Genomic DNA, 21,031 nt, shown 5'->3' with positions numbered 1-21,031 from the left:
ACCTCAGGATACACGCCGCTTTTCTCTTTTTCCACACTTTTTGAGGGTACCTCTTGGTGGGCTGATACCGGCATCCAGGGTATAAGCCCCCATTTCGGAGCCAGTCGATACAACTTCGTCAAACCTGCATGCTCGGAATGTAGTCTGATCAGTTGTAAATGTCTTTAACCTCCAGAACTCCGAAAGCTCTCTCAAATATTGATGCAGTAGAAAACTTTGAGGATTCTCGAGACTTTGGTCTGCTAGATAGTAGAAAGCATGAACTTCCCAGACTTCCGATGAAAAATTTTGTATCAGATATTCTTCGATCTGATGTTCATGATATTCATTCCTGTACTCCTCATCGAATGCGTCTGTATTTACGTTTATCTCATATAAACTTTGCTCTTCAGAACCCTCGACATAACCAGGGGTTGGAAAACCCGCACTGTCTTGACCAGCAACAACGCATTCACCCACGGACACATAAGCGCTCTCCGAGAACCCACTGATCCAGATGATCGGGGCACTAACATCGCCCGGGATCTTTGCATAGGCCACCGTGCAATCTGCTGTACCATTATCATTCGTGTACACAGTGTGTCTCACGGTTTTCAAATAGTATTTCCCCAAGCAGATATCCTGAACCCACATTCTTGTAAAGATGTAAAATTTCGTGGCTTTTATCGGTATTGCTGATAAACTTCTAAGTGTATCGTCACCACCCCCGCCACCAGCAGGATTGGAGGCTTGTCCTACTACAGGAATAAAATGGACCTGGGCCGCAACATTGGTATAGTAGGATGGCGGTGTGGGGCTTTGTGAGATTCGTGAAAAATAACAAGGGTATCTATCTCCAGGCTGAATAGTTACAATGTCAGTATAATTTGGGTCCTGGATGGCTGTCTTTAAAAACTCCTCGGCATAAATCTCTTCTGAAGTCTCGATCGAAAGTCCGAAATCGTTTTCCACGGGAAAGCTTCGATCGTCCTGTGGCCAATTTTCCACAACTATTTGCAATCCATTCGCTTTGAGATGGTCCAGGCTGCGGTGGGCATGTTCATCAGCCTTCGATTGAACGTCAGCTACAAACTGATCTTTCACAGCATTCAAATAGATTTGTTCGGGAATCGTGTGAACATTACCTTGATCTACGCGGAAAAAGAAACTTGAAGAAGCTCCATAATAACCATTTGTCGAAACAACAGCAACATCCACCCTTATGTATCCATCACCAATAACTTGAACAACCGCACGTCCTGATTGTCCGTATTCATCCACCACAACATCCTCCGAAGGAGTGATGCTGACTAGATCCACATTTCTTCCCCCAGCGGAGAAATAGACGAATTGTGCATCATCTGGTGTGGTATTTGCTGTAAACGATATCTCTATCTGGTCCCGTATGCCTGGAACCTTCTTTGCAGTAGCTTCAATTGTAAGTGGATTAGGAACGGAGGAGAAAAGAAGGGGTGTCAAGAAGGCAAAGAACAGGGATAAGTATATATATATAGGCGTTTTAAGTGATTTAATGGGTGAATTTTTCATCGAAGCCCCCTCAAAATGAATATGGAGATACTATACCATGACTGCCAAATCCTGCACGTCTTCGAGGTTATGAGAGCGCAAAAAGTAGCGAAACTCATCCCGTCGCCCCCACTCCGTTCTTCGAGGTTATCCCCCTTAATTTCCTCATCTACAACGTCATGATTCGGAATCGGTCCTCCTTTGCGGATTACCCGGAGGTTGAGAGAAATGGTCTGTGGTTACGTCGCCGCGGGGGAGGGGGGTTCGCTGGCGTGCCAGCGGGCCTTCAGGAGAAGGAGACCACCGGCAACGATGAGGGCCCCTCCCAGCCAGGCCAGGGGATGGGGGATCTCATCCCAGAAGAAATATCCGTAGACGACGGAGAGAATGACCGACGAGTAGCTGGCGGAAGCGATGACGGGTGCGCGGTCTCTCTGGTAGGCGAGCGTCATCAGAAGCTGGCCGAAGCTGGCGAAGACGGCCACTCCAAGAACATAGATCCACTGCTCGGGCGTGGGCCAGACAAAGGTTGGAATGACAACGAACGAGGTCAGAATCGCGGAAAGCACCGTGAAATTGAAAACGATCACCATGGGGGTGTCTGTGGCGTTGAGCTTCCGGACGAGAAGGTGGGCCATCGCACTGCATGCGGCCGATCCGAGGGCGACCCAGGCGGCGATGGGCCAGGCCATGGCGGGCTTCATGATGACGGCGACACCGCAGAGACCGGCTCCGATGGCGATCCACGCCGACCGGGGTGCGTGTTCCCCCAGGATCAGCGGCGCCAGAAGGGAGAGAATGAGGGGCTGGGACCGGCCGATAAAGATCGTGTCCGCCAGGGGCATGTGGGTAAGGGCGTAAAAGAACCCGGCCATGGCGGACAGTCCGAAGATCGTCCTCCAGACCAGCACTTTCTTTGCCCTGATGATGGGATTTCGTTTGCGGAGCCGGATAAAAAGATAGAAGATCGGGGATGCGATCACGCATCGGAGAAAGACCATTTCTACGGGCGGAATCGAAGATCCGGCCGCCTTGACGAGCGCGGACATGGTGGTGAAGCTCGCGGAGGCCAGAAGCATAAGGAGAATTCCCACGGCTCATCATCATAGCATGGTGTATAATCAATTTATGGTATTGGGCAAGCCAGGAAAGTCCAACTTTTCTTTCAGGGGTTTCGTCCGATTTCCATCCGATCCCATCATTATCGTTCTGATCGCCTTTGTCTATGCTGCCTCGGAGAGAGTGGCCCAGCTGGAAATGTTCCACCTGATCCCGGGCGTCACCCTCTTTTATCCCACCGCAGCGATTACGATTTTAGCCTTCTATTTTTTCGGGCCCATGGCCGCCCTGGGAATCATTCTCGGCTGTATTGCCTCTCCCTGGTCACCTGGAATGCCCTTCCTGCGGGGGATCCTCAAGGGCCTGATCCATTCGACGGAGGGGTTTCTTCCCTTCTGGGTTATTTCCAGGCTCGGAGCCGATGCAAGACTTTACCGACACAACACGATGTCCCGGTTTCTGATTCTGGGTCTCGTGGGGGGCACCTTTCTCGATGCGGCCTTCGGAAATATCTACCAGCTGATCCGATACAACGTGGTTCAACCCGTAAATGCTCCCATCCCGACCCATGAGATCCCGTTACGGTTCTTTGCCTGGTGGACCTCGGACCTCCTGGCGGCCCTCTGCCTGGCCCTTCCCCTGATCCTGATTGTCCGCCCTTTTCTGACCCGAATTCCAGAAACGATTCGAAAGAACTGGTTCCATCCTGTACATTCCGTCTACTTTCCCCGCCCCCTCTATCAGATCCTGCTGACCAGGGGGGAGGTTCTGAAGGTGGGGATCGTGATGGTTTTTCTCTTTACCGGCCTTTTTATCGCCTTTCCCCGCGTGATAATCGGCACCTCCTGGTATCTCATGCTTCTGGCCATCCCCATGCTCTTTCTGGCCTTCCGTGGCGGACTGACCGCGGCCGTGGCAGGGTGCACGGTGTCGACCTTTATCTCCTACCTCCACATCTTTCCCCGCTACGACCATGACCTGGGGGTCGTCCCCATCGTCAATGCCGTCGCAACCCTGATCCTTCTGAATATCCTGGGGTTTTTGACGGGTTTCTTCACCGACGGGGTGCGCAGCCGGATCACGATCAGCCGGAGAATTCAGCGATATACCGAGTCGCTGATGGAGTCCCGAAGCCAGCGGGAAGTCTTCAGCCATCTGGCTTCCGCACTTATTGATGTCCTCGGTCTCAAGTCGATTGTCATCACCGGTGGAGGTAAGACAACCCGAATTCCTGAGGACCCTGTCATTACCGGGAAAGAACCAACCCTTGACTTCCTGATTCCTCCGTCAAGTCTTTCCTGCGTAAAGTGGGACCGGGACACGATCAGTCAGCGGGATGATCATATGGCCAACAATCTGGTTCAACAGGCTCGTATCGCCCTGAAAAACCAGGAGCTCACCGACGATCTCCAGGAGACGATCTCCGATCTGAAGCTTGTATTTGCCACGACGGCCCATACCCTGGAGACTCTGGATATGGACGTTCTCCTGGAAAAGGTTTTCCAGACTCTCCGATCCCACGTCGACATCTCCATCGCCAAAATCTACATCTATGATACCTCCGCCCGGATGCTGAGGCTTCGATCCCACTCGGGAATCGATGCCGATCGAATCAAACTTCACGCCCTGACTCCCGGCCAGGGAATTGTCGGGATCGCCTTTTTGTCAGAAGAAGTGGTCTACGCTCCCCAGGTGGGGGAACATCCGGATTACATTGCGGCCGTGGAGGGCATCGCCTCGGAGACCGCCATACCCCTGCGCGTTGAAGAGGGTATCATCGGCGTTCTTGACCTCCAGGGCTACAAGGCCGATCCCTTTTCCGCCCGGGATCTGGAACTTTTAAAAACGATTTCCGCCAACCTGGCCTTTGCCGTTCATCAGTCCGATCTGCACGGAGCCCTCTCCAAGGCCCATGAACTCCTTCAGACCACCTATTTCGATACCGTGGAAACCCTCTGCAATGCCATTGAAGCCAAGGACAACTACACGGAAGGTCACGTCGAGCGAACGGCAACCTTTGCCACGGAACTCGGGATCAGCATGGGAATGAAGGAGGATGAGGTCACAACACTTCGTCTCGGGGCCATGCTCCACGACATCGGAAAGATAGGGGTTCCGGAAGCCATCCTGCAGAAACCAAAACGTCTGGACCGGGGAGAGCGGGAGAAGATGAAGGAACATACGACCATCGGAGTTAACATCCTGAAGAACATCGAATTCATTCGTCTGGCGATTCCCATTATCCAGCACCACCACGAATGGTTCTCCGGTGCCGACGGACAGGAAAATTTCGGGTACCCGGAAGGTATCAGTGGTGAATCGATTCCCCTGGGCGCCAGGATCGTCGCTGTTGTGGACGCCTTTGATGCCATGACCACTTCCCGGCCTTACCGGCACGCCCTCTCCTGGGATGAAGCGGCCAAGCGACTCGTGATCGAAAAGGGCCGACAGTTCGACCCGGAAATTGTGGATGCCTTTATCGACATCCTTTCCACCTCCTACAACTACCAGCCATCCACCGAGGTACTTCAACTCATGGAACTCCCCCCCCTCCGCGGCCACATGCCGGAAGGGTATACCTACAAAGAAGGGCCCATCCCCTCTTTCAGCTGATCCAGGACCTATCCTCCCTCCTCTTCCGATCCACGGGTTCGATGGTAAAATAGGTCCATGCTGACGCTGCACGTAAGTGGCCCCAACCTTCAGCGTAAGGTTGCGGTGTCTCGATCTCCCTTCAACATTGGTCGGTCCCAGTTTAACGACCTTGTTCTTCCCGACTTTTCAGTTTCCCGAAAACATGCACGGATCGTCCAGCAGGGCCAGGACTTCATGATGGAGGACCTGGGATCCACCAACGGCATCGTTGTCAGAGAACAACCCATGCAGAGCGTAAAGCTGGAAGACGCCATGGAGCTGGTCCTGGGTGGGTATACGCTAAAGGTGGAGCTCCCCCGGGAGGACTTTTCCACGACCTACGTCAAGTCCATTAAGGAATTCGAGGAAGAGTTCAAGATTGACGTCAGCACGAAGATGAAGACGGCGGGAGAGACGACAGGAGAGAAGCGAAGGGAGAAAATGCTGGACATCCTGGTCCAGATGGCCCGAACCCTTCTAACGGCCAGGGATCTCAACGAGGTCATGGCAAAGATCATGGACTCGATCTTCGACATCCTCCCCTGTGACCGCGGCTTTATCATGCTTCAGCGTAATGGGGAGCTGGAGCCCTGTTTCATAAAAGATCGGGCTAATGAACTCACCAGTGAAACCCTGCCCATCTCCACAACGATCCTGAACATGGTCACCAAGCAGCACTTAAGCGTCATTACCCATGATGCCTCTACCGACGAACGGTTTGAAGAAGGCCTCTCGATCCGTCTCCACAACATCCGTTCCGCCATGTGTGCTCCGCTCTGGAGCCAGGACCGTGTCCTGGGTGCCGTGTACGTCGATTCTTCCATCAAGGCGGGGATGTTCACCGCCAAAGATCTGGATGTCCTCACGGCCCTGGCCAACTTTGCCGCTGTCGCTATCGAACAGAGCCTCCTCCAGGAAAAATTTGCGGAAGAGCAGAGAATCAAGGAAAAGCTGGCGAGGTACCACTCTCCGTCGATCGTGAATGCCGTAATCAGCGGGGACAAGCGCACCGGTTCCATGGCCGTGCCCTCCTCTTCCGTGGACATCTCGGTGCTCTTTGCCGACCTGGTCGGCTTCACAAGGACCGTTTCCGAGATGGATGCCGAGAAGCTCATTCCCTTTTTGAACGAGTTTTTTACCCTCTCCACCGAGGTGATCTTTCGGCATGACGGCACCCTGGATAAGTTCATTGGCGATGCCGTCATGGCCTTCTTCGGTGCCCCCGTTCCCAACCCCAACCACGCGGATACCGCCTGCGCCGCGGCCCTGGACCTGATGAGAACCTTTGACCAGTGGGCCGGGGATTGTGTAAAACGCGGCCTGCCGGAAGTGGGCCTCCGGATTGGAATTTCCAGCGGGCTGGCAATCGTGGGTGATGTGGGATCGGAAAAGCGTCTGGACTATACCGCCCTGGGACATACCGTCAATGTCGCTTCGCGGCTCGAAGAGACGGTGGCCCAGACGAATGAAATCGTAATCAGCGACATCACCGTCGGAAAGCTGACGGCATCCTTTCCACTGAAAGAGGCCGGGGAGGTCTCCGTCAAGGGCGTCAGCAAACCCATTAAGATCTATCGTCTCGTCTGGTAGATTACCTGTCCGAACGTTGTTATTCAGAGATTTTTCGTTGCCGGACGAGAAATAAATACTCCTCCATCGAGGTTGACATGAACATGAAACGCGCAGTCATGATATTCCTTTTCCTGATAACGATTCCCTTCCTCTTTGCCCTGGAGGAAATTGAAGAGTCGGTTACCTTTCGAATACCGGAAGAATCCCTGACGGTCCGATCCGGAGAGACTGTCCCGGTCGCCGCCTCGGTGAAGATCCATTCCCCCTGGCATATCAATTCGTCAACCCCCCTGGATGAATCCTTCATCCCCACCTCTTTCAGCGTGGACCACGAATGGGTTACCCTGGAAGGGCTGGATGCTCCGGAGCACAAGCTTGTCACCTTTGCCTTTTCCCCGGATCCCCTTGCCGTCTATGAAGGGGACCTCACCTTTCAGGTTCGGGTGAAGATCCACCCGGAAGCAAAGGGAACACTGATCGTCCCTCTGACCTTGACCTACCAGGCCTGCAACAACCAGCTCTGTCTTCCTCCCACAGAGATTACCCGAACGGTCACCCTGACAGTTTCCGGGGCTTCCTCCGCCTCCCTGGATGGCGGCGAGGAAGGCACGGTCGCGGACTGGATCAAGGGAAGAGGCGTCTTCCTCACGCTTCTTCTCATCTTTTTGTCCGGCCTGGCCTTAAATCTCACACCCTGCGTCTACCCCATGATTCCCATCACCCTTGGGTTCTTTGCAGCCCAGGCGAAAGAACGCCAGGGCAGCGCCTGGCCTCTGGCTCTTCTCTACTTCCTTGGAATCACGCTTACCTATTCAATTCTGGGTACGGTTGCGGCCATGACGGGAGGCCTCTTCGGAAACCTTCTTCAGAACCCCATCGTCCTGGTCATTGTGGCGGTGGTTCTGGTTCTTCTGGCCTTCTCGATGTTTGACGTTTACAAGCTCCAGCTTCCCTCGGCCCTCACCTCAAGACTCAGCGGGCGCAAGGGCCTGATTGGCGCCTTTCTGATGGGCGCCCTCGTCGGCCTTGTGGCGGCACCCTGTATCGGTCCGATCGTCCTGGGTCTGCTCACCTATGTGGCCGCGACGGGAAATCCCTGGACCGGCTTTGTCATGTTCTTCAGCCTCAGTGCGGGTCTGGGACTTCCCTACCTGATTCTGGGCGTTTTTTCCGCTTCCCTCAACAGACTGCCCCACAGTGGAACCTGGATGGCCACCATCGAGAGGATCTTCGGGTTTCTCCTTCTGGCCGCCGCAGTCTACCTGCTTCGCCCCCTTCTTCCCTCCGGAGTCGACACCCTGATCTTTGTGATCCTCGCCGCCGCCTGCGCTCTTGTTCTATTCTTTTTCATGCCGACAGCAGGAGAGTCAACGGGCTGGCGGATCTTCCGACGTATCCTCGGTGTCGGATTTTTCGCCATCGCCATCTTTCTTGCCCTTCCCCTTTTTCATGGGGACGCAAAGATGGAAGACGATCTCTGGAAACCTTACACACCGGAAGCTCTTCAAAAGGCGGAAGAAGCGGGCCGGCCCGTCGTCATCGATTTCTACGCGGACTGGTGCCTGCCCTGCAAGGAGCTGGATCACAAAACCTTTTCCCGTCCGGAAGTACGGGAGGAGCTGAAAAAATTCGTGACCCTGAAGGCCGATCTGACAAGAACGGGAAGCGCCGAGGTAAAGGTTCTAATGAAAGAATTCGGAATCAAGGGTGTGCCCACCATCGTCATTATCGACGCAAGGGGTGAAGAGAGAAAGGATCTGACCTTTGTCGGATTTCTGGAAGCTCACGACTTTCTCTCCCGCCTCCGGGCCGTGCCTTCGAAGAATTGAATCGTCACCGCTGCCTCAACGAATCACACCCGTACTGAACCGGAAAAAACAAACCTGAAGCCAGGTTTGACATACTTTTCACAAGCACGGTATGATGGTGGGAACGCCCAGCGTTTTCCGGGTATTCTTGTCTGACTCAATTCAAGGAGGGTTTATGACCGACATGGTACTGCTCGGCGATGAAGCGGTCGCTCTGGGGGCTATCCACGCGGGTCTTTCTGCTGCGTACGCCTACCCGGGCACCCCATCCACGGAGATCACGGAGTATCTGATCCGCCATTACCAGAAGCATGGAAAGCCCTATGCAAGCTGGTCGGCCAACGAAAAGACCGCTTACGAGGAATCCCTGGGCGTCTCCATGGTCGGGAAACGCACTCTTGTTTCGATGAAGCACGTGGGACTGAACGTGGCGGCCGATCCCTTCATGAACTCCGCCATTGTTTCCATCAACGGCGGCCTGGTCGTGGCCGTGGCCGATGATCCGGGAATGCACAGTTCCCAGAACGAACAGGACAGCCGTTACTTTGCCGATTTTGCCAAGATTCCCTGCCTTGAACCGGCGGATCAGCAGGAAGCCTATGAAATGACAAGGGAAGCCTTCGATCTCTCTGAACGGTTCAAGCTCCCCGTCATGATCCGTCTGGTCACCCGCCTCGCCCACAGCCGAGCCGTGGTCCGTGTTCGGGACCCCAAACCGGAAAACTCTCTGCAGAAGCCTTCGGCTCCCGCCTCGTGGATCCTGCTTCCCAGCAACGCACGGAAACAGTACCGGGCCCTTCTGGACCGACAGGCCGAGATCCTCGCCTACACCGAGGCCTCGTCCTACAACCCTCTCACCCTGAATAAATCGAACACTTCACTGGGTGTGATCACGACGGGTCTGGGACGAAATTACTTCCTTGAAAATCTTGAAGAGATGGAAAACCGTCCTTCTCATCTGCATATCGGAGCCTACCCGATTCCCGTGGACAAGATCCGAGCCCTTGCCGACCATGTCGACATTCTCCTCTTCCTCGAGGAGGGGTATCCTTACGTGGAACGCCTGGTCCGCGGCATTCTTCCACCCACCATGGAAATCCGGGGAAAGCTGTCCGGTCATGTGCCTCCCGACGGCGAGCTCAATCCCGACATTGTCCGATGCACCCTGGACCTTCCCGCCCGGACAGGAATTTCCTCTCCTTCTGTCCAGCTGGCGAACCGGCCACCCCAGCTCTGTCAGGGTTGTCCCCATGCCGATACCTACGGTGTGATCAAGGAAGTCCTTGCGGCCTTCGATCCTTCCCTGGTCACGTCGGACATCGGCTGTTACACCCTGGGCGCCCTTCCTCCGTACAACGCCATCGAATCGTGCGTCTGCATGGGCGCCTCGGTCAGCATGGCCGTCGGGGCCGCGGCCGCAGGCTTCTATCCCGTAATCGCCGTGATCGGGGATTCCACATTCCTTCATTCCGGTGTGACACCTCTGATGGATGCCGCCTCCGCCAACAGCGACATGACGCTCATCATTCTCGACAACGAGACGGTGGGCATGACGGGTGGTCAGCCGACCGTTCTGCCTTCTTCCCGGCTGGAAACGATCGTGAAGGGTGTCGGCGTCGATCCGGATCACCTCCAGATCATCGAGGCCCATCGTAAGTACGCGGAAAAAAACACCGAAATCCTGCGCCGGGAAGTCAGCCACCACGGTCTCTCCGTCATTATTGCCGTCCGGGAATGCCTGGAAACGGCCAAACGTAGTAAAAAGGGATGAGGTGAACCATGAAATATGACATTATCCTTGCAGGAGTTGGAGGACAGGGTGTCCTCTCCGTTTCGGCCATCATTGCATCAAGCGCCATGAATGAAGGTCTGTTTGTGAAACAGTCCGAGGTTCACGGCATGTCCCAGAGGGGAGGGGCTGTTCTGGCCAACCTTCGCCTTTCCGATCAACCCATCGCAAGCGATCTCATCCCGGAAGGAAGCGCTCAGATGATCCTCTCCATGGAACCCATGGAAAGCCTCCGTTACGTCAAATATCTTTCTGAAAGCGGAACGCTGATCGCCTCCTCCAATCCCGTTACCAATATTTCAAATTACCCGGATCTTGAATCGATCCTCTCTGCGATCAGAGAACTTCCCCATTCCGTGATTGTCGATTCGGAGAAACTGGCACGGGAGGCTGGATCGGCCCGGGCTTCCAACATGGTCATTGTCGGAGCCGCCTCCCACCATCTGCCCGTCAGGGAATCGACGATTGAGGCTCTTATTGGAGAGATGTTTGCCCGGAAGGGAGAGAAGGTGGTGGATATCAACCTCAAGGCATTCCGGCTGGGTCGAGAACACGGACAATGACGGCGGATCTCCCGAAGATCCAGAAGGTCATCGAAACAGCCCTTTCGGAGAATCGCGGAGCCCTCCTGGAAACCGAAGGTCTTTCGATCCTTCAGGCCATGGGAATCGAGGTGCCCGAAACCCGTTTTGTAACGGGACCGGATGAAGTGACCGCCGATCTGCTCTCCGGTATACCGGGTGCAGACCTTGTCATCAAAGTCGTATCTCCGGATATCCTTCACAAGAGCGATGTGGGTGGGGTGGCCTTTGTCTCAAAGGAGGAAGCTTCCGTTCGAGCGGCATTGTCCGGTATGGTGACCCGATTCTCCGGCGAGCGGGTCCGCGGGTACCTCCTTGCGGAAAAGATCGCCTTTGATCCCGCTCTGGGAGGTGAACTTCTGGTCGGCCTCCGCTGGACCGAGGACTTTGGTCCCGTCGTAACCTTCGGGACCGGCGGCATCTACACGGAGTTTCTCTCCGCCAACTTCCGGGAGGGCCGGGATGTTTCCATCCTCTCCCCCGTTTCGCGGACGCCGGAAGAAATCCGCATAGGCCTGGAAGGTACGGCCGTGACACCTCTGATCACCGGGGGGCTTCGCGGACAGCCGGCTCGAATTGCCCTGGACCGGCTGGTGGAGATGGTTTCCGCCTTCATGGAGGTCGGGGAAGCCCTGTGCCCGGATCCGATTGCCGAATTTGAAGTCAATCCCTTCGTGATTTCTAACGGCCGGCTCGTTCCCCTCGACGCCCTCATCACCCTGAATTCCACGCCGCGAAAGCCTTCAAAGGAACGACCCATCGCCAAGCTGACATATCTGCTCGAGCCAAAGAGCGCTGCGATCATCGGCGTTTCTGAGAAGATGAATCCGGGCCACATTATTCTGAACAACCTTCTGCGGGAAGGGTTTGACCGGGAGAAGATATATATCGTCAAACCCGGAAGCGAGACGATCGAAGGGGTCCGCTGTTACCCCGATATCGCATCTCTTCCCAAAAAGGCCGACCTCTTTATCCTTGCCGTGGCAGCCCATCAGGTACCGGAAATCATCACCGAAATTGCCGATCGCGAGGCGGCGGAGAGCATCATCGTCATTCCGGGTGGCCTGGAGGAGAAGGAGGGAACCGAGGAGATCGTCCGGGCCATGAACGAGGCCCTGGACCGCTCCCGGAACACTCCGTGGGGCGGGCCTGTCATTAACGGGGGAAATTGCCTGGGCATCCGGTCTCAGCCCGGCCGGTACGACACGATGTTTATCCCGGAGTACAAGCTTCCGGTGCCCCAGGGGGAGACCAGCCCCGTTGCCTTCCTCTCCCAGAGCGGCGCCTTTGCCGTTTCCAAGACAAACAAGCTTGCCGGGGTAAATCCCAAGTATTCGATTTCCATCGGCAACCAGATGGATCTCACGATCGGGGATTACCTCACCTATCTGAAGGACGATCCGGATCTGCAGATCTACGCGGTGTATGTGGAAGGTTTCAAACCCCTGGACGGCCTGCGCTTCCTGAAGGCCGCCCGGGAAATTACAGCCTCCGGCCGGACGGTCATCCTCTACCGGGCCGGACGAACCGCGGCCGGAGCCAAAGCCTCCGCCAGCCATACAGCCTCGATTGCCGGCGACTACGCCGTGACCCGGCAGCTGGCGCACTCCGCCGGAATCGTGATCGCCGACACGGTGGAAGACTTCGAAGATCTCACCCGCCTCTTTGCCTTCCTGGGAAACAAGACGGTAGGGGGCACCCGCCTTGGCGCCGTTTCCAATGCCGGATTCGAGTGCGTGGCCATGGCCGACAACCTTGGCGTTCTGAAGCTCGTTGACTTTACACGAGAGACGGCCGGACGTCTGACGGATCTCTTTGTGATGTGCCGGATCGATTCCATCGTCGATGTTCACAACCCCATCGACCTCACCCCCATGGCCGGGGATGAGGCCTATGACGGCGTGATCCGTACGGTCCTGGAAGATAAAGGTGTGGATGTCGGGGTGGTGGGCTGCGTTCCCCTCACTCCCGCTCTTAATACTCTGCCTGCGGGGAAGGGGCACCGGGATGATCTGACCCGGGAAGATTCCATCGTGTCCCGGATGGCCGCCATACTCAGGGATTGCCCCAAGGCCTGGGTGGTCGTTGTGGATGGGGGCGCCATCTATGATCCTATGGCACGGCTCCTCGAAGCTTCCGGAATTCCGACATTCCGGACCGCCGACCGGGCTCTGAAGCTTTTCAACACCTTTGTTGCAGAGCGGTTGAGAAAGGGTTGAATAAGGAAAAAGAATCAGAGTGAAAAAAAAGAAGAAAGATATCGTCGTCTATATCACCACCTCCAAAGAATCAAGGTGCGATGACTGCGGGGAAGTACTGGAAAAGGGCTCCTGGATCACTATGACACCTGAAAAGAAGGCCCTCTGCCTTTCCTGCGCCGACCTGGAACACCTTGTCTACCTGCACCGCGGCAACGTTGTCCTTACGCGACGGTCCCGAAAGCACTCCATTCTGGACGCTGTGGTCGTGAAGTGGAGCAAGACACGACGCCAGTATGAGCGACAGGGTGTACTCGTGGAAGAAGAGGCCCTTCACAGGGCAGAGAAGGAGTGTCTTGAGGATGAAGAAGCCCGTACCCGGAAACGGGAACGCGCTGCAATCCGCCGGAGGGAGGAGGATCGATCCTACATCGCTTTGTTCACCCAACAGGTGCGTGAGATCTTTCCCAGTGCGCCAGAAGGAGTGGAAAAGACCATCGCAAACCACGCCTGCCTGAAGTACAGCGGCAGGGTGGGCCGTTCGGCTTCAGCAAAGAGACTAGACGAAGAAGCCGTTCGTCTTGCCGTGGTCGCCCATGTCCGTCACCGTTCGACCAACTACGACGACCTGCTCGCTCAGGGCTATGGTCATGAATTTGCCCGCCTCGAAGTACGGGACAGGGTGGACGACATCCTGGATTCCTGGGAAAGACAACCGGAGAACCCACATGACGAATAAGGTCTTGTCGCTTCTGCTGACACCCGCGGAGATTGATCTTATCACCAGCCACACCTTCTATGAAGACAGGGACAAGCTGATAGGGGAAGTGAAGGGATCGAAGGTCCGGATACGCATGACGCTCGACGACATCGAACACCTGGCCGGCCACATCGCCGCGGCTGCCAACCACGAAGATAATTCACGGCTCCAAAGAAAGTTAGACCGTCTTAGCGACAAAGTAGAGGCATGTATTGAAAGATGTAGCGGGCAATAAAGTATGGGATCAGCAGTCCCAACCACGGGATCGGTGTGTACCCGATGTCGATTAGAGAGGTTCTTCTTTTGGGGAATCCGAGGCTTCACGAACTCTCCCGTCCCGTGACGCGGGAGGATCTTCCTTCCCTCACACCGATCATCCAGGACCTTCGGGACACATTACTGGATTTCCGCACACGGACAGGGGCAGGCCGCGCCATTGCCGCACCTCAGATCGGTCTCATGAAGCGGTTGATCGTCATGGAAACCGAAGGCTCTCATGTGCTGATCAACCCGGAGCTTACGCCTCTGGGAGATGAGATGATGGAACTCTGGGATGACTGTCTCTCCTTTCCCGATCTTCTGGTCCGGGTACGACGGTTTCGACGGTGCCGGGTTCGATACCGGGATCCGGCATGGAACCTTCGTGAAATTGATGCCGGGGGAGACCTTTCCGAACTTCTTCAGCATGAATGTGATCACCTGGACGGGATTCTGGCAACGATGAGAGCCATCGATGATCGATCCTTCGCCATGAAGTCCCGGGTTCGAAAGTGACGAACTACCGGTAATCCCTTTGTAAGCATGTACTGTATTCTTGGTCCTTGTCCAATCCGGTTCAATCTCCGATAATAGTCCCGTGCGCCGAAAGACTCACCTCCTGGAACCCTTCACCATTCAGCTTGATCAGCATGAAATCTCCATCTCTCTGCAGCGCAGATCCCGGCGAACCATGGGTCTTCGGGTTCACACCGACGGCAGAGTCACTCTGGCTATCCCGATGAGGATCTCCCGGGAAGTTGCCATCGGATGGACACTGCAGCAGAAGCCCTGGCTCGCCCGGCAGTTTCAGCGTCTGGCTACTCTGCCTTCCCTTCCCGGCTACCGGGATGGGGAAACTCACACCTATCTTGGACTCCCCCATCGTCTCAAGATCGTGCAGGGGGCCCGAAACGGTGTTCAGCAGGAAGACGGAGTGATTACCATTCATCTCCGGGGGACGGTCACACTGGAGAAAACGGAGAGGGTGCTCATGGACTGGTACCGCGCACGGGCAGAGGAAATCCTCAACGATCTCGTGGATCAATGGTATCCCCGCCTGGAGCCCGCCGCCACCGCCCGACCGACCGTAAAGATGCGCAGAATGAAGGCCCGCTGGGGAAGCTGTAACGCACGTACGCGATCGATCCTCTTCAATACCCACCTGATCCGCGCCCCCCTCTCCTGCGTGGAATACGTCGTCGTCCACGAGATTTGCCATTTAAAGCATTCAGGTCACTCCAGGGCTTTCTATCACCTGCTTGGAACCCTTCTGCCCGACTGGAAAGAGCGAAAAAAGGGACTCAACCAGATTCACAGTTTCTGATTTCCGAACATAAACTTACCCGCACTACAAGCCGTATTAGACCTTGTGGACGTTCCGGCCTGGCTAAAACGATCAGTCAAAATTATACTTCTGACCTCTGTGTCTCTGGTTCTCAGCCAGGCCTTTCTGGTGGCATTCCCCGGACCCCTCTTCCCTTACAGCTACCAGGATGGATCTCTATCGATCCATTCCACGCAACCCCTGCCCCCCCTCCATCCATCAAGTCACGACCCGCATTCATGAGCTCCTTGAGAAAAGTGAGATCCCAGATCCGGGCCTTCAACATGACGTCTATCTTTGTCAAAGCCTATCCCTGATGAAACATCTTTTTCTCCGTGATAAGCACTTTGGATGTGTCCCCCTGACCGGGGACATCTTTATCACCGAGGGAGATGTGGAACGGGACCTGGCCTTTGCCAGGAGGCTGGGACATGATCCCTCCAGGGCAAGAACTCTGAGCGGGTCTATCGTCCATGAAATCGCCCACCGGCTTATTCAGCACAGGGTGGGGTTTTTCCAGGAGCACGATCTTCCCGTCTGGCTCAGAGAGGGCCTGTGCGATTACATCGCCCGCGATTCGATTCTGCCGGCCCGGGAAGCCCTGGAAGGGATTCTCGGTAGACGATCGATTCCTTCTTCGCTGACCCATGGCTATCTGCGAAGAGCCTGCGCCACCTATCTTCTTCGGAAAGAGGGACGATCCATCGATGAACTTCTTGATTCTCCGCCTCTCTATGACAAAATCAGAAACAGGGTCGTGGCTTTAATGGAATCCGACCCGGAAGGGTTCCTCTCCTGGGTGGGTGAAAACGAGTCAATTCAAACCTATTAGTTCCGTTTCGTGAACGTTGTCGTTCCACTCCTGTGGTAGAGTGGTCCTGAAACGTATGAACACCATCACCCATGCCCTGGTCAGTTACGATATCGCCTCCGGTTTCTTTCATACCCGAAGGGAGCGTGTGGCCGTCACGCTGTCGGGCATTCTTCCGGATCTGGACGGCCTGGGAGCACCCCTGGAAATCCTCTTTAAAGATAAATTTCCCGTTTACAGCTTGATCCACCACACCTTTGGCCACACGTTGTGGGCGGCTCTTTTTCTGAGTCTTGGCGTCTACCTCTGGTGCGGGAGAAGACTGCGGGCGGCGCTTGCAGCCTTCGGTGTCGTCCACCTCCACTTTCTCTGCGATCTTCTCGGAAGCGGCGGCCCCGACGGCTCGAACTGGGGGATCCCCTACCTCTGGCCCATCCCCGATTCGACGGTGGAGTGGTCAGGTCAGTGGGCCCTGAATGCCTGGCCCAATATCGCTCTTACGATGGCCGCCCTTGCCTGGCTCTTCTTTGTTGCATGGAAGAGGGGGTACTCTATCCTGGAAATGGGTTCTATTCGAGCCGACCGGGTATTTGTACAGACTCTTCGAAATCGATTCGGAGAACCGTAAACCTTTTCCGGAATTAAGGGTCGATTCACGCGGGAATCAGCCAACCCCGCACTCTCTCTGACAGGATGCACGCTCAAACTGAAGTGTCGTATGGTCAATACCAAACCTAGAGCGCAGCAGGTCCTCAAGGGCCAAACGGCATGATTCCCAGCACAGGGGATCGTCGAACTCCCTCAGGATTACAACATGACAGGTAAGGACGGGAACACCCGTAGTCAGAGTCCAGATGTGAAGGTCGTGAACCTCCTGAACCTGGGAAAGACGTTCCATGGCCTCCTTGACTTCCCGATACTTGATGTTGTCCGGGGCCGACTCCATGAGAATGTTCACCGTCTCCGTAAAGAGCCGCCAGGTGCTGACGGCAATCAGCAGGCTGACAAGAAGGCTTACGATCAGATCAATAGGAATCCAGCCGGTCAGCCAGATCACCCCGCCCGCAACGATGGCGGCAAGCGATCCCAGTACATCCCCCATCATATGGAGATAGGCCCCGCGCACATTCACATTCTGGCTCTTCCCGCCATGCAGTACGATGGCGCTGGCCATGTTGGCAAGCAGGCCGAGTAAGGCGACCCCGAGCATTAATGGTGCGTTGATAACGAGATCATGACCCATGCGCACCCAGGCTTCGTGAAGAATGAAGGCAACGATAAAAAACATCGTCCCGGCATTGATAAAGGCACCCAGGACTTCAGCACGGAGAAGGCCGTAGGTCCGGCGTGTGGTCGGAGGCCTTCGTGAAAGGTGATCCACAAAGAGAGCGAGGAGCAGTGCAGCCACATCCGTCATCATGTGACCCGCATCGGCAAGAAGAGCCAGGCTGCCGGACATCAGCCCGCCCGCAATCTCGATAAAGAGAAACACGAAATTAATCAGGAGGGCAATTCGAATTCTTCCCGAAGGGGACAGGTGGGGCACCGGCCGGGATGGGGCCTTCCATCGATTCGACGAGGAAACGCTGCGTTCGCTTTTCATGGCCCAGGTTCCTCCATGCATGGAGAGGCTGGCGTCTCCCTTCCATGAGCAAACCAGGGATAGAGCGCCGGGAGAAGGAATAACGTCAGAAACGTGGAGGAAACCAGTCCAAAAACAACGACGGCGGCCAGGGGTCTTTGAACTTCAGATCCGACTCCCGTTGCCACAAGCAGAGGAATAAGCCCCAGCATCGTGGTCAGCGCCGTCATGAGGACCGGGCGGAGACGGAGAACTGATCCTTCTACAACCGCCTGGTGGAGATCCATTCCTTCCCGATAACTCTGGCGAATCGTGGAAACAAGAATCAACCCGTTTTGAACGGCAATACCAAACAGAGCAATAAAGCCCACGGACGAAGGGACAGATAGATATTCACCCGCAAGGACAAGTCCCAGCACACCTCCGATCAGGGCCAGCGGTACATTGATAAAGATCAGAAGAGCCTCCCGTACCGTGCCCAGGGATAGGTAGAGCATCAGAACGATCAGGAAAAGAGTGAGCGGTACGATCAGGCTCAACCTTCGCATGGCTCTTCTCTGATTTTCAAATTGACCGCCGATTTCCAGGACTGCACCGGGGGGCAGGGTCACACGCTGCTGAATCCTGGCCTGAAGCTCCTTCACCACACTTCCCATATCCCTCCCGCGCACGTTTGCGGTGACGGTCCATCGTCTATGGTTTCTTTCCCGGTTAATCTGAATGGGACCCGTAACCTCCCGAACCTCGGCAACCTGAGAAAGGGGGACCATGACTCCGGTTGATGTGGAAAGAAGAAGATTACGAATAGCTTCGGGCGTGTCCCGGTGAGATTTCTTGTATCGGACAAAAATCCCGTACCGCCTTGTATTCAGATAGAGTTCGTCAACAACTTCCCCTCCCACCGCCATTTCAACCAGTTCCAGAATCTGAGAGACACGAACACCGTACCGTGCACAGGCTTCCCGATCTGCGACCACCTGAACCTGCGGTTGACCCGCGTTCTGCTCGACCGCCAGATCTACGAGTCCCGGAACCGTCTCAATGGCCTCTCTCACTTCACCGGCAATTGATTTCAGCTCCCCAAGGTCTTCCCCGTATATCTTGATCGCAAGCTGAGTCCGAACCCCGGAAAGGAGCTCATCAAAGAGGTTTTGAATCGGCTGGGTGAAATTCAGCTGAACACCGGGAAAGGAAGATAACCGTTCTCCGATTTCCCGCACGAGATCTCTCTTTTGAAGATGGTGACGCCATTCGTGCTCGGGCTTTAACACGGCCTGGATCATACCGAAATTTACAGGATGGGGGTGACTTCCCGTCTCAGGGCGTCCAATCTTGGACACCGTGCTTTCTATTTCCGGGAGGCTCTTGATGTCCTTCTGCATGGCAGAGATCACCCGGGTCGCTTCCTCCAGAGAGATCGAAGGGCTCATCGTAACGTTGATTTGTATAACGCCCTCCTCCAGGACGGGGATAAACTCCGTACCCAGATTCCCGAGAAGGATCAGGGAGGCCACAAGGGCGAGAAGGGAAATCCCTATGACCGGAATTTTACGGGTGAGCGTTTTTTCCAGCAGATCCCGATAGAGGGAGGAAAGGATTTGAATAAGGCGTCCGCTCCTTTCGCGGTCCGGGCAAAGGAGGAAGGATGCAAGAACGGGCGTCAATGCAAGCGCCGCAAGGATTGACCCGAGAAGTGCAAAGGTGATTGTAAGCGCCATGGGGGAAAACATCTTTCCCTCCACTCCCTCCAGTGTGAAGAGAGGAAGAAAGACAAGGATAATCGTAACAATGGAGAAGAGAATTGGACGACTCACTTCCCGGGCCGCCTGGAGGAGACATTCCGACCGGGTAAGTCTCTTCTCCCTTTCCTTTCGGGAGTAGAGCCGGGAGATATTTTCCACCATGACAATGGAACCGTCTCCCAGCATTCCTATGGCAATGGCGATTCCTCCCAGGGACATCAGGTTGGCCGACAGGCCTGCCCATCCCATTAGAAGAAAGGCGAAAAATGCGCAAAAGGGGATCGATATGGCCACGATCAGTGCCGTGCGAAGACGTCCCAGAAAAAAGAACAGGGAGAGCAGAACCAGTAATCCGCCGAGAGCCATTGCATTACGAACTGTCGTGACGGCGTGATGCACCAGACGGCTCTGGTTGTAATATGGGACCAGGTGGACTCCCGGGGGAAGGGCTTCTATGACTTCCGGCATTTTCCGGGAAAGCCGATCGATCACTTCAGATGTGTTTTCCCCGTAAAGTTTGAGTACAATCCCCGCGACAATCTCCTCTTCTCCATTCAGAACGACAACACCCCGACGCTCCTCACGTCCGAATTTCACCTCTGCAACGTCGCCGATCCGGATGGGGGTCCCTTCCACGACCTTGACCTGAATGTTGCGCAGATCTTCCCGGGTTTCGGCAAGACCGATTCCCCTGACTAAATACTCTTCCACTCCCAGCACAAGGAATTGCCCACCCACGTTGTCATTATTGGATACAACCGCATCCACGATATCGTCCAGGTCCAGTTTGTACCGATGGAGATCACGGGGGTTTACCTCGATGGCATACTGCAGTACATACCCCCCCATGGAGAGGATATCCGTGATTCCGGGTACCATCTGAATCTGCCGCTTCACAATCCAGTCATTTACTTCCCGCAGATAGGTCTGCTTATCCTTTCCTTCCGTATCGGCACCCTCATCAAGGGTCAGATAGTACATGTAAATTTCTCCGAGGCCGGTAGATATGGGTCCCAGACTCGGAGGTTCGTGAAGATCGGGGAGATCGGACAAGGCTCCTGAGAGTCTTCCGGAGACGATCTGTCGGCAAAAATAGATATCCAGACCGTCTTCAAAATAGACATAGATCACCGACATACCAAACGCTGAGGTCGATTTCAGTTCTTTGACACCCGGCAGTCCATTCATGGCCGATTCAATCGGCTGTGTGATCAGGCGTTCCACCTCCTCCGGGGCCATCCCGTGAGCCTCCACAAAAATGGGAACCATTACAGGTGAGATATCAGGGAAGGCATCTGTGGGAAGGCGGGTAAACTGGATGGCTCCCGCCACCATCACGGCGGCAAGAAGGAAAAGCACCAGAACGCGGTTTCGCAGTATCCAGGAAAAATAAGCGTCAGTCATGAA

Annotated in this window: 17 protein-coding genes; 13 read left to right on the top strand and 4 right to left on the bottom strand. The window is 55.2% G+C overall.

The genetic code is table 11. The features are described 5' to 3' along the window. Positions 1–3: 3 nt before the first annotated feature. Positions 4–1,527, bottom strand: a complete 1,524-nt coding sequence (locus PLD04_04475; GenBank protein HXK67576.1) for a hypothetical protein — start codon at positions 1,525–1,527, stop codon at positions 4–6. 218 nt (positions 1,528–1,745) lie between these two features. Next, positions 1,746–2,600: a DMT family transporter gene (locus PLD04_04470; protein ID HXK67575.1), complete on the bottom strand. Its 855-nt coding sequence runs from the start codon at positions 2,598–2,600 to the stop codon at positions 1,746–1,748. A gap of 34 nt (positions 2,601–2,634) precedes the next feature. Between PLD04_04470 and PLD04_04465 the strand changes: the two genes are divergently transcribed. The 13 genes from PLD04_04465 (at position 2,635) to PLD04_04405 (ending at position 16,928) form a co-directional block, all read left to right on the top strand. Then, on the top strand, positions 2,635–5,178 hold the full coding sequence (locus tag PLD04_04465; GenBank protein HXK67574.1) for an HD domain-containing protein: 2,544 nt from the start codon (positions 2,635–2,637) through the stop codon (positions 5,176–5,178). Positions 5,179–5,235: 57 nt separating this feature from the next. Then, positions 5,236–6,789, top strand: a complete 1,554-nt coding sequence (locus PLD04_04460) for an adenylate/guanylate cyclase domain-containing protein (protein ID HXK67573.1) — start codon at positions 5,236–5,238, stop codon at positions 6,787–6,789. Positions 6,790–6,872: 83 nt separating this feature from the next. Continuing rightward, on the top strand, positions 6,873–8,600 hold the full coding sequence (gene dsbD / locus PLD04_04455; GenBank protein HXK67572.1) for a protein-disulfide reductase DsbD: 1,728 nt from the start codon (positions 6,873–6,875) through the stop codon (positions 8,598–8,600). Between the two features lie 154 nt (positions 8,601–8,754). Continuing rightward, entirely contained in the window at positions 8,755–10,350 is a 1,596-nt protein-coding gene (locus tag PLD04_04450) for a thiamine pyrophosphate-dependent enzyme (GenBank protein HXK67571.1), read from the top strand. Between the two features lie 8 nt (positions 10,351–10,358). Further along, on the top strand, positions 10,359–10,931 hold the full coding sequence (locus PLD04_04445; GenBank protein HXK67570.1) for an indolepyruvate oxidoreductase subunit beta: 573 nt from the start codon (positions 10,359–10,361) through the stop codon (positions 10,929–10,931). Next, entirely contained in the window at positions 10,928–13,168 is a 2,241-nt protein-coding gene (locus PLD04_04440) for an acetate--CoA ligase family protein (protein ID HXK67569.1), read from the top strand. The genes PLD04_04445 and PLD04_04440 overlap by 4 nt, the downstream gene beginning before the upstream one ends. Before the next feature lie 19 nt (positions 13,169–13,187). After that, positions 13,188–13,886 carry a DUF2293 domain-containing protein gene (locus PLD04_04435; GenBank protein ID HXK67568.1) on the top strand — a complete coding sequence of 233 codons (699 nt, stop codon included), beginning with the start codon at positions 13,188–13,190 and terminating at the stop codon, positions 13,884–13,886. Beyond that, the gene (locus PLD04_04430) at positions 13,876–14,142 is read left to right on the top strand and encodes a hypothetical protein (protein HXK67567.1); all 267 of its coding nucleotides are present in this window, start codon (positions 13,876–13,878) and stop codon (positions 14,140–14,142) included. Before PLD04_04435 ends, PLD04_04430 begins: the two co-directional genes overlap by 11 nt. 44 nt (positions 14,143–14,186) lie before the next feature. Next, positions 14,187–14,681, top strand: coding sequence for a peptide deformylase (locus tag PLD04_04425; protein HXK67566.1), 495 nt, complete (start codon positions 14,187–14,189; stop codon positions 14,679–14,681). Between the two features lie 82 nt (positions 14,682–14,763). Further along, positions 14,764–15,489, top strand: a complete 726-nt coding sequence (locus tag PLD04_04420) for a SprT family zinc-dependent metalloprotease (protein ID HXK67565.1) — start codon at positions 14,764–14,766, stop codon at positions 15,487–15,489. A 99-nt stretch (positions 15,490–15,588) separates the two neighbouring features. Beyond that, positions 15,589–15,732, top strand: a complete 144-nt coding sequence (locus PLD04_04415; protein HXK67564.1) for a hypothetical protein — start codon at positions 15,589–15,591, stop codon at positions 15,730–15,732. Positions 15,733–15,805: 73 nt separating this feature from the next. Further along, positions 15,806–16,321 (top strand): hypothetical protein, encoded by a 516-nt coding sequence (locus PLD04_04410; protein ID HXK67563.1) that lies wholly within the window; start codon positions 15,806–15,808, stop codon positions 16,319–16,321. Between the two features lie 55 nt (positions 16,322–16,376). Next, complete coding sequence (locus tag PLD04_04405) at positions 16,377–16,928, top strand: metal-dependent hydrolase (protein HXK67562.1); 552 nt, start codon at positions 16,377–16,379, stop codon at positions 16,926–16,928. Between the two features lie 36 nt (positions 16,929–16,964). Here PLD04_04405 and PLD04_04400 read toward each other — a convergent pair whose 3' ends face one another. Both PLD04_04400 and PLD04_04395 read right to left on the bottom strand, forming a co-directional pair. Further along, positions 16,965–17,903, bottom strand: a complete 939-nt coding sequence (locus PLD04_04400) for a cation diffusion facilitator family transporter (protein ID HXK67561.1) — start codon at positions 17,901–17,903, stop codon at positions 16,965–16,967. Beyond that, entirely contained in the window at positions 17,900–21,028 is a 3,129-nt protein-coding gene (locus PLD04_04395; protein HXK67560.1) for a CusA/CzcA family heavy metal efflux RND transporter, read from the bottom strand. The genes PLD04_04400 and PLD04_04395 overlap by 4 nt, the downstream gene beginning before the upstream one ends. Positions 21,029–21,031: the final 3 nt, after the last annotated feature.

Source organism: Thermoanaerobaculia bacterium, assembly GCA_035593605.1.
Lineage (GTDB): Bacteria > Acidobacteriota > Thermoanaerobaculia > UBA2201 > DAOSWS01 > DAOSWS01.
The sequence above is the reverse complement of the archived record's forward strand: the minus strand, read 5'-3'. Positions and strand labels throughout refer to the sequence as shown.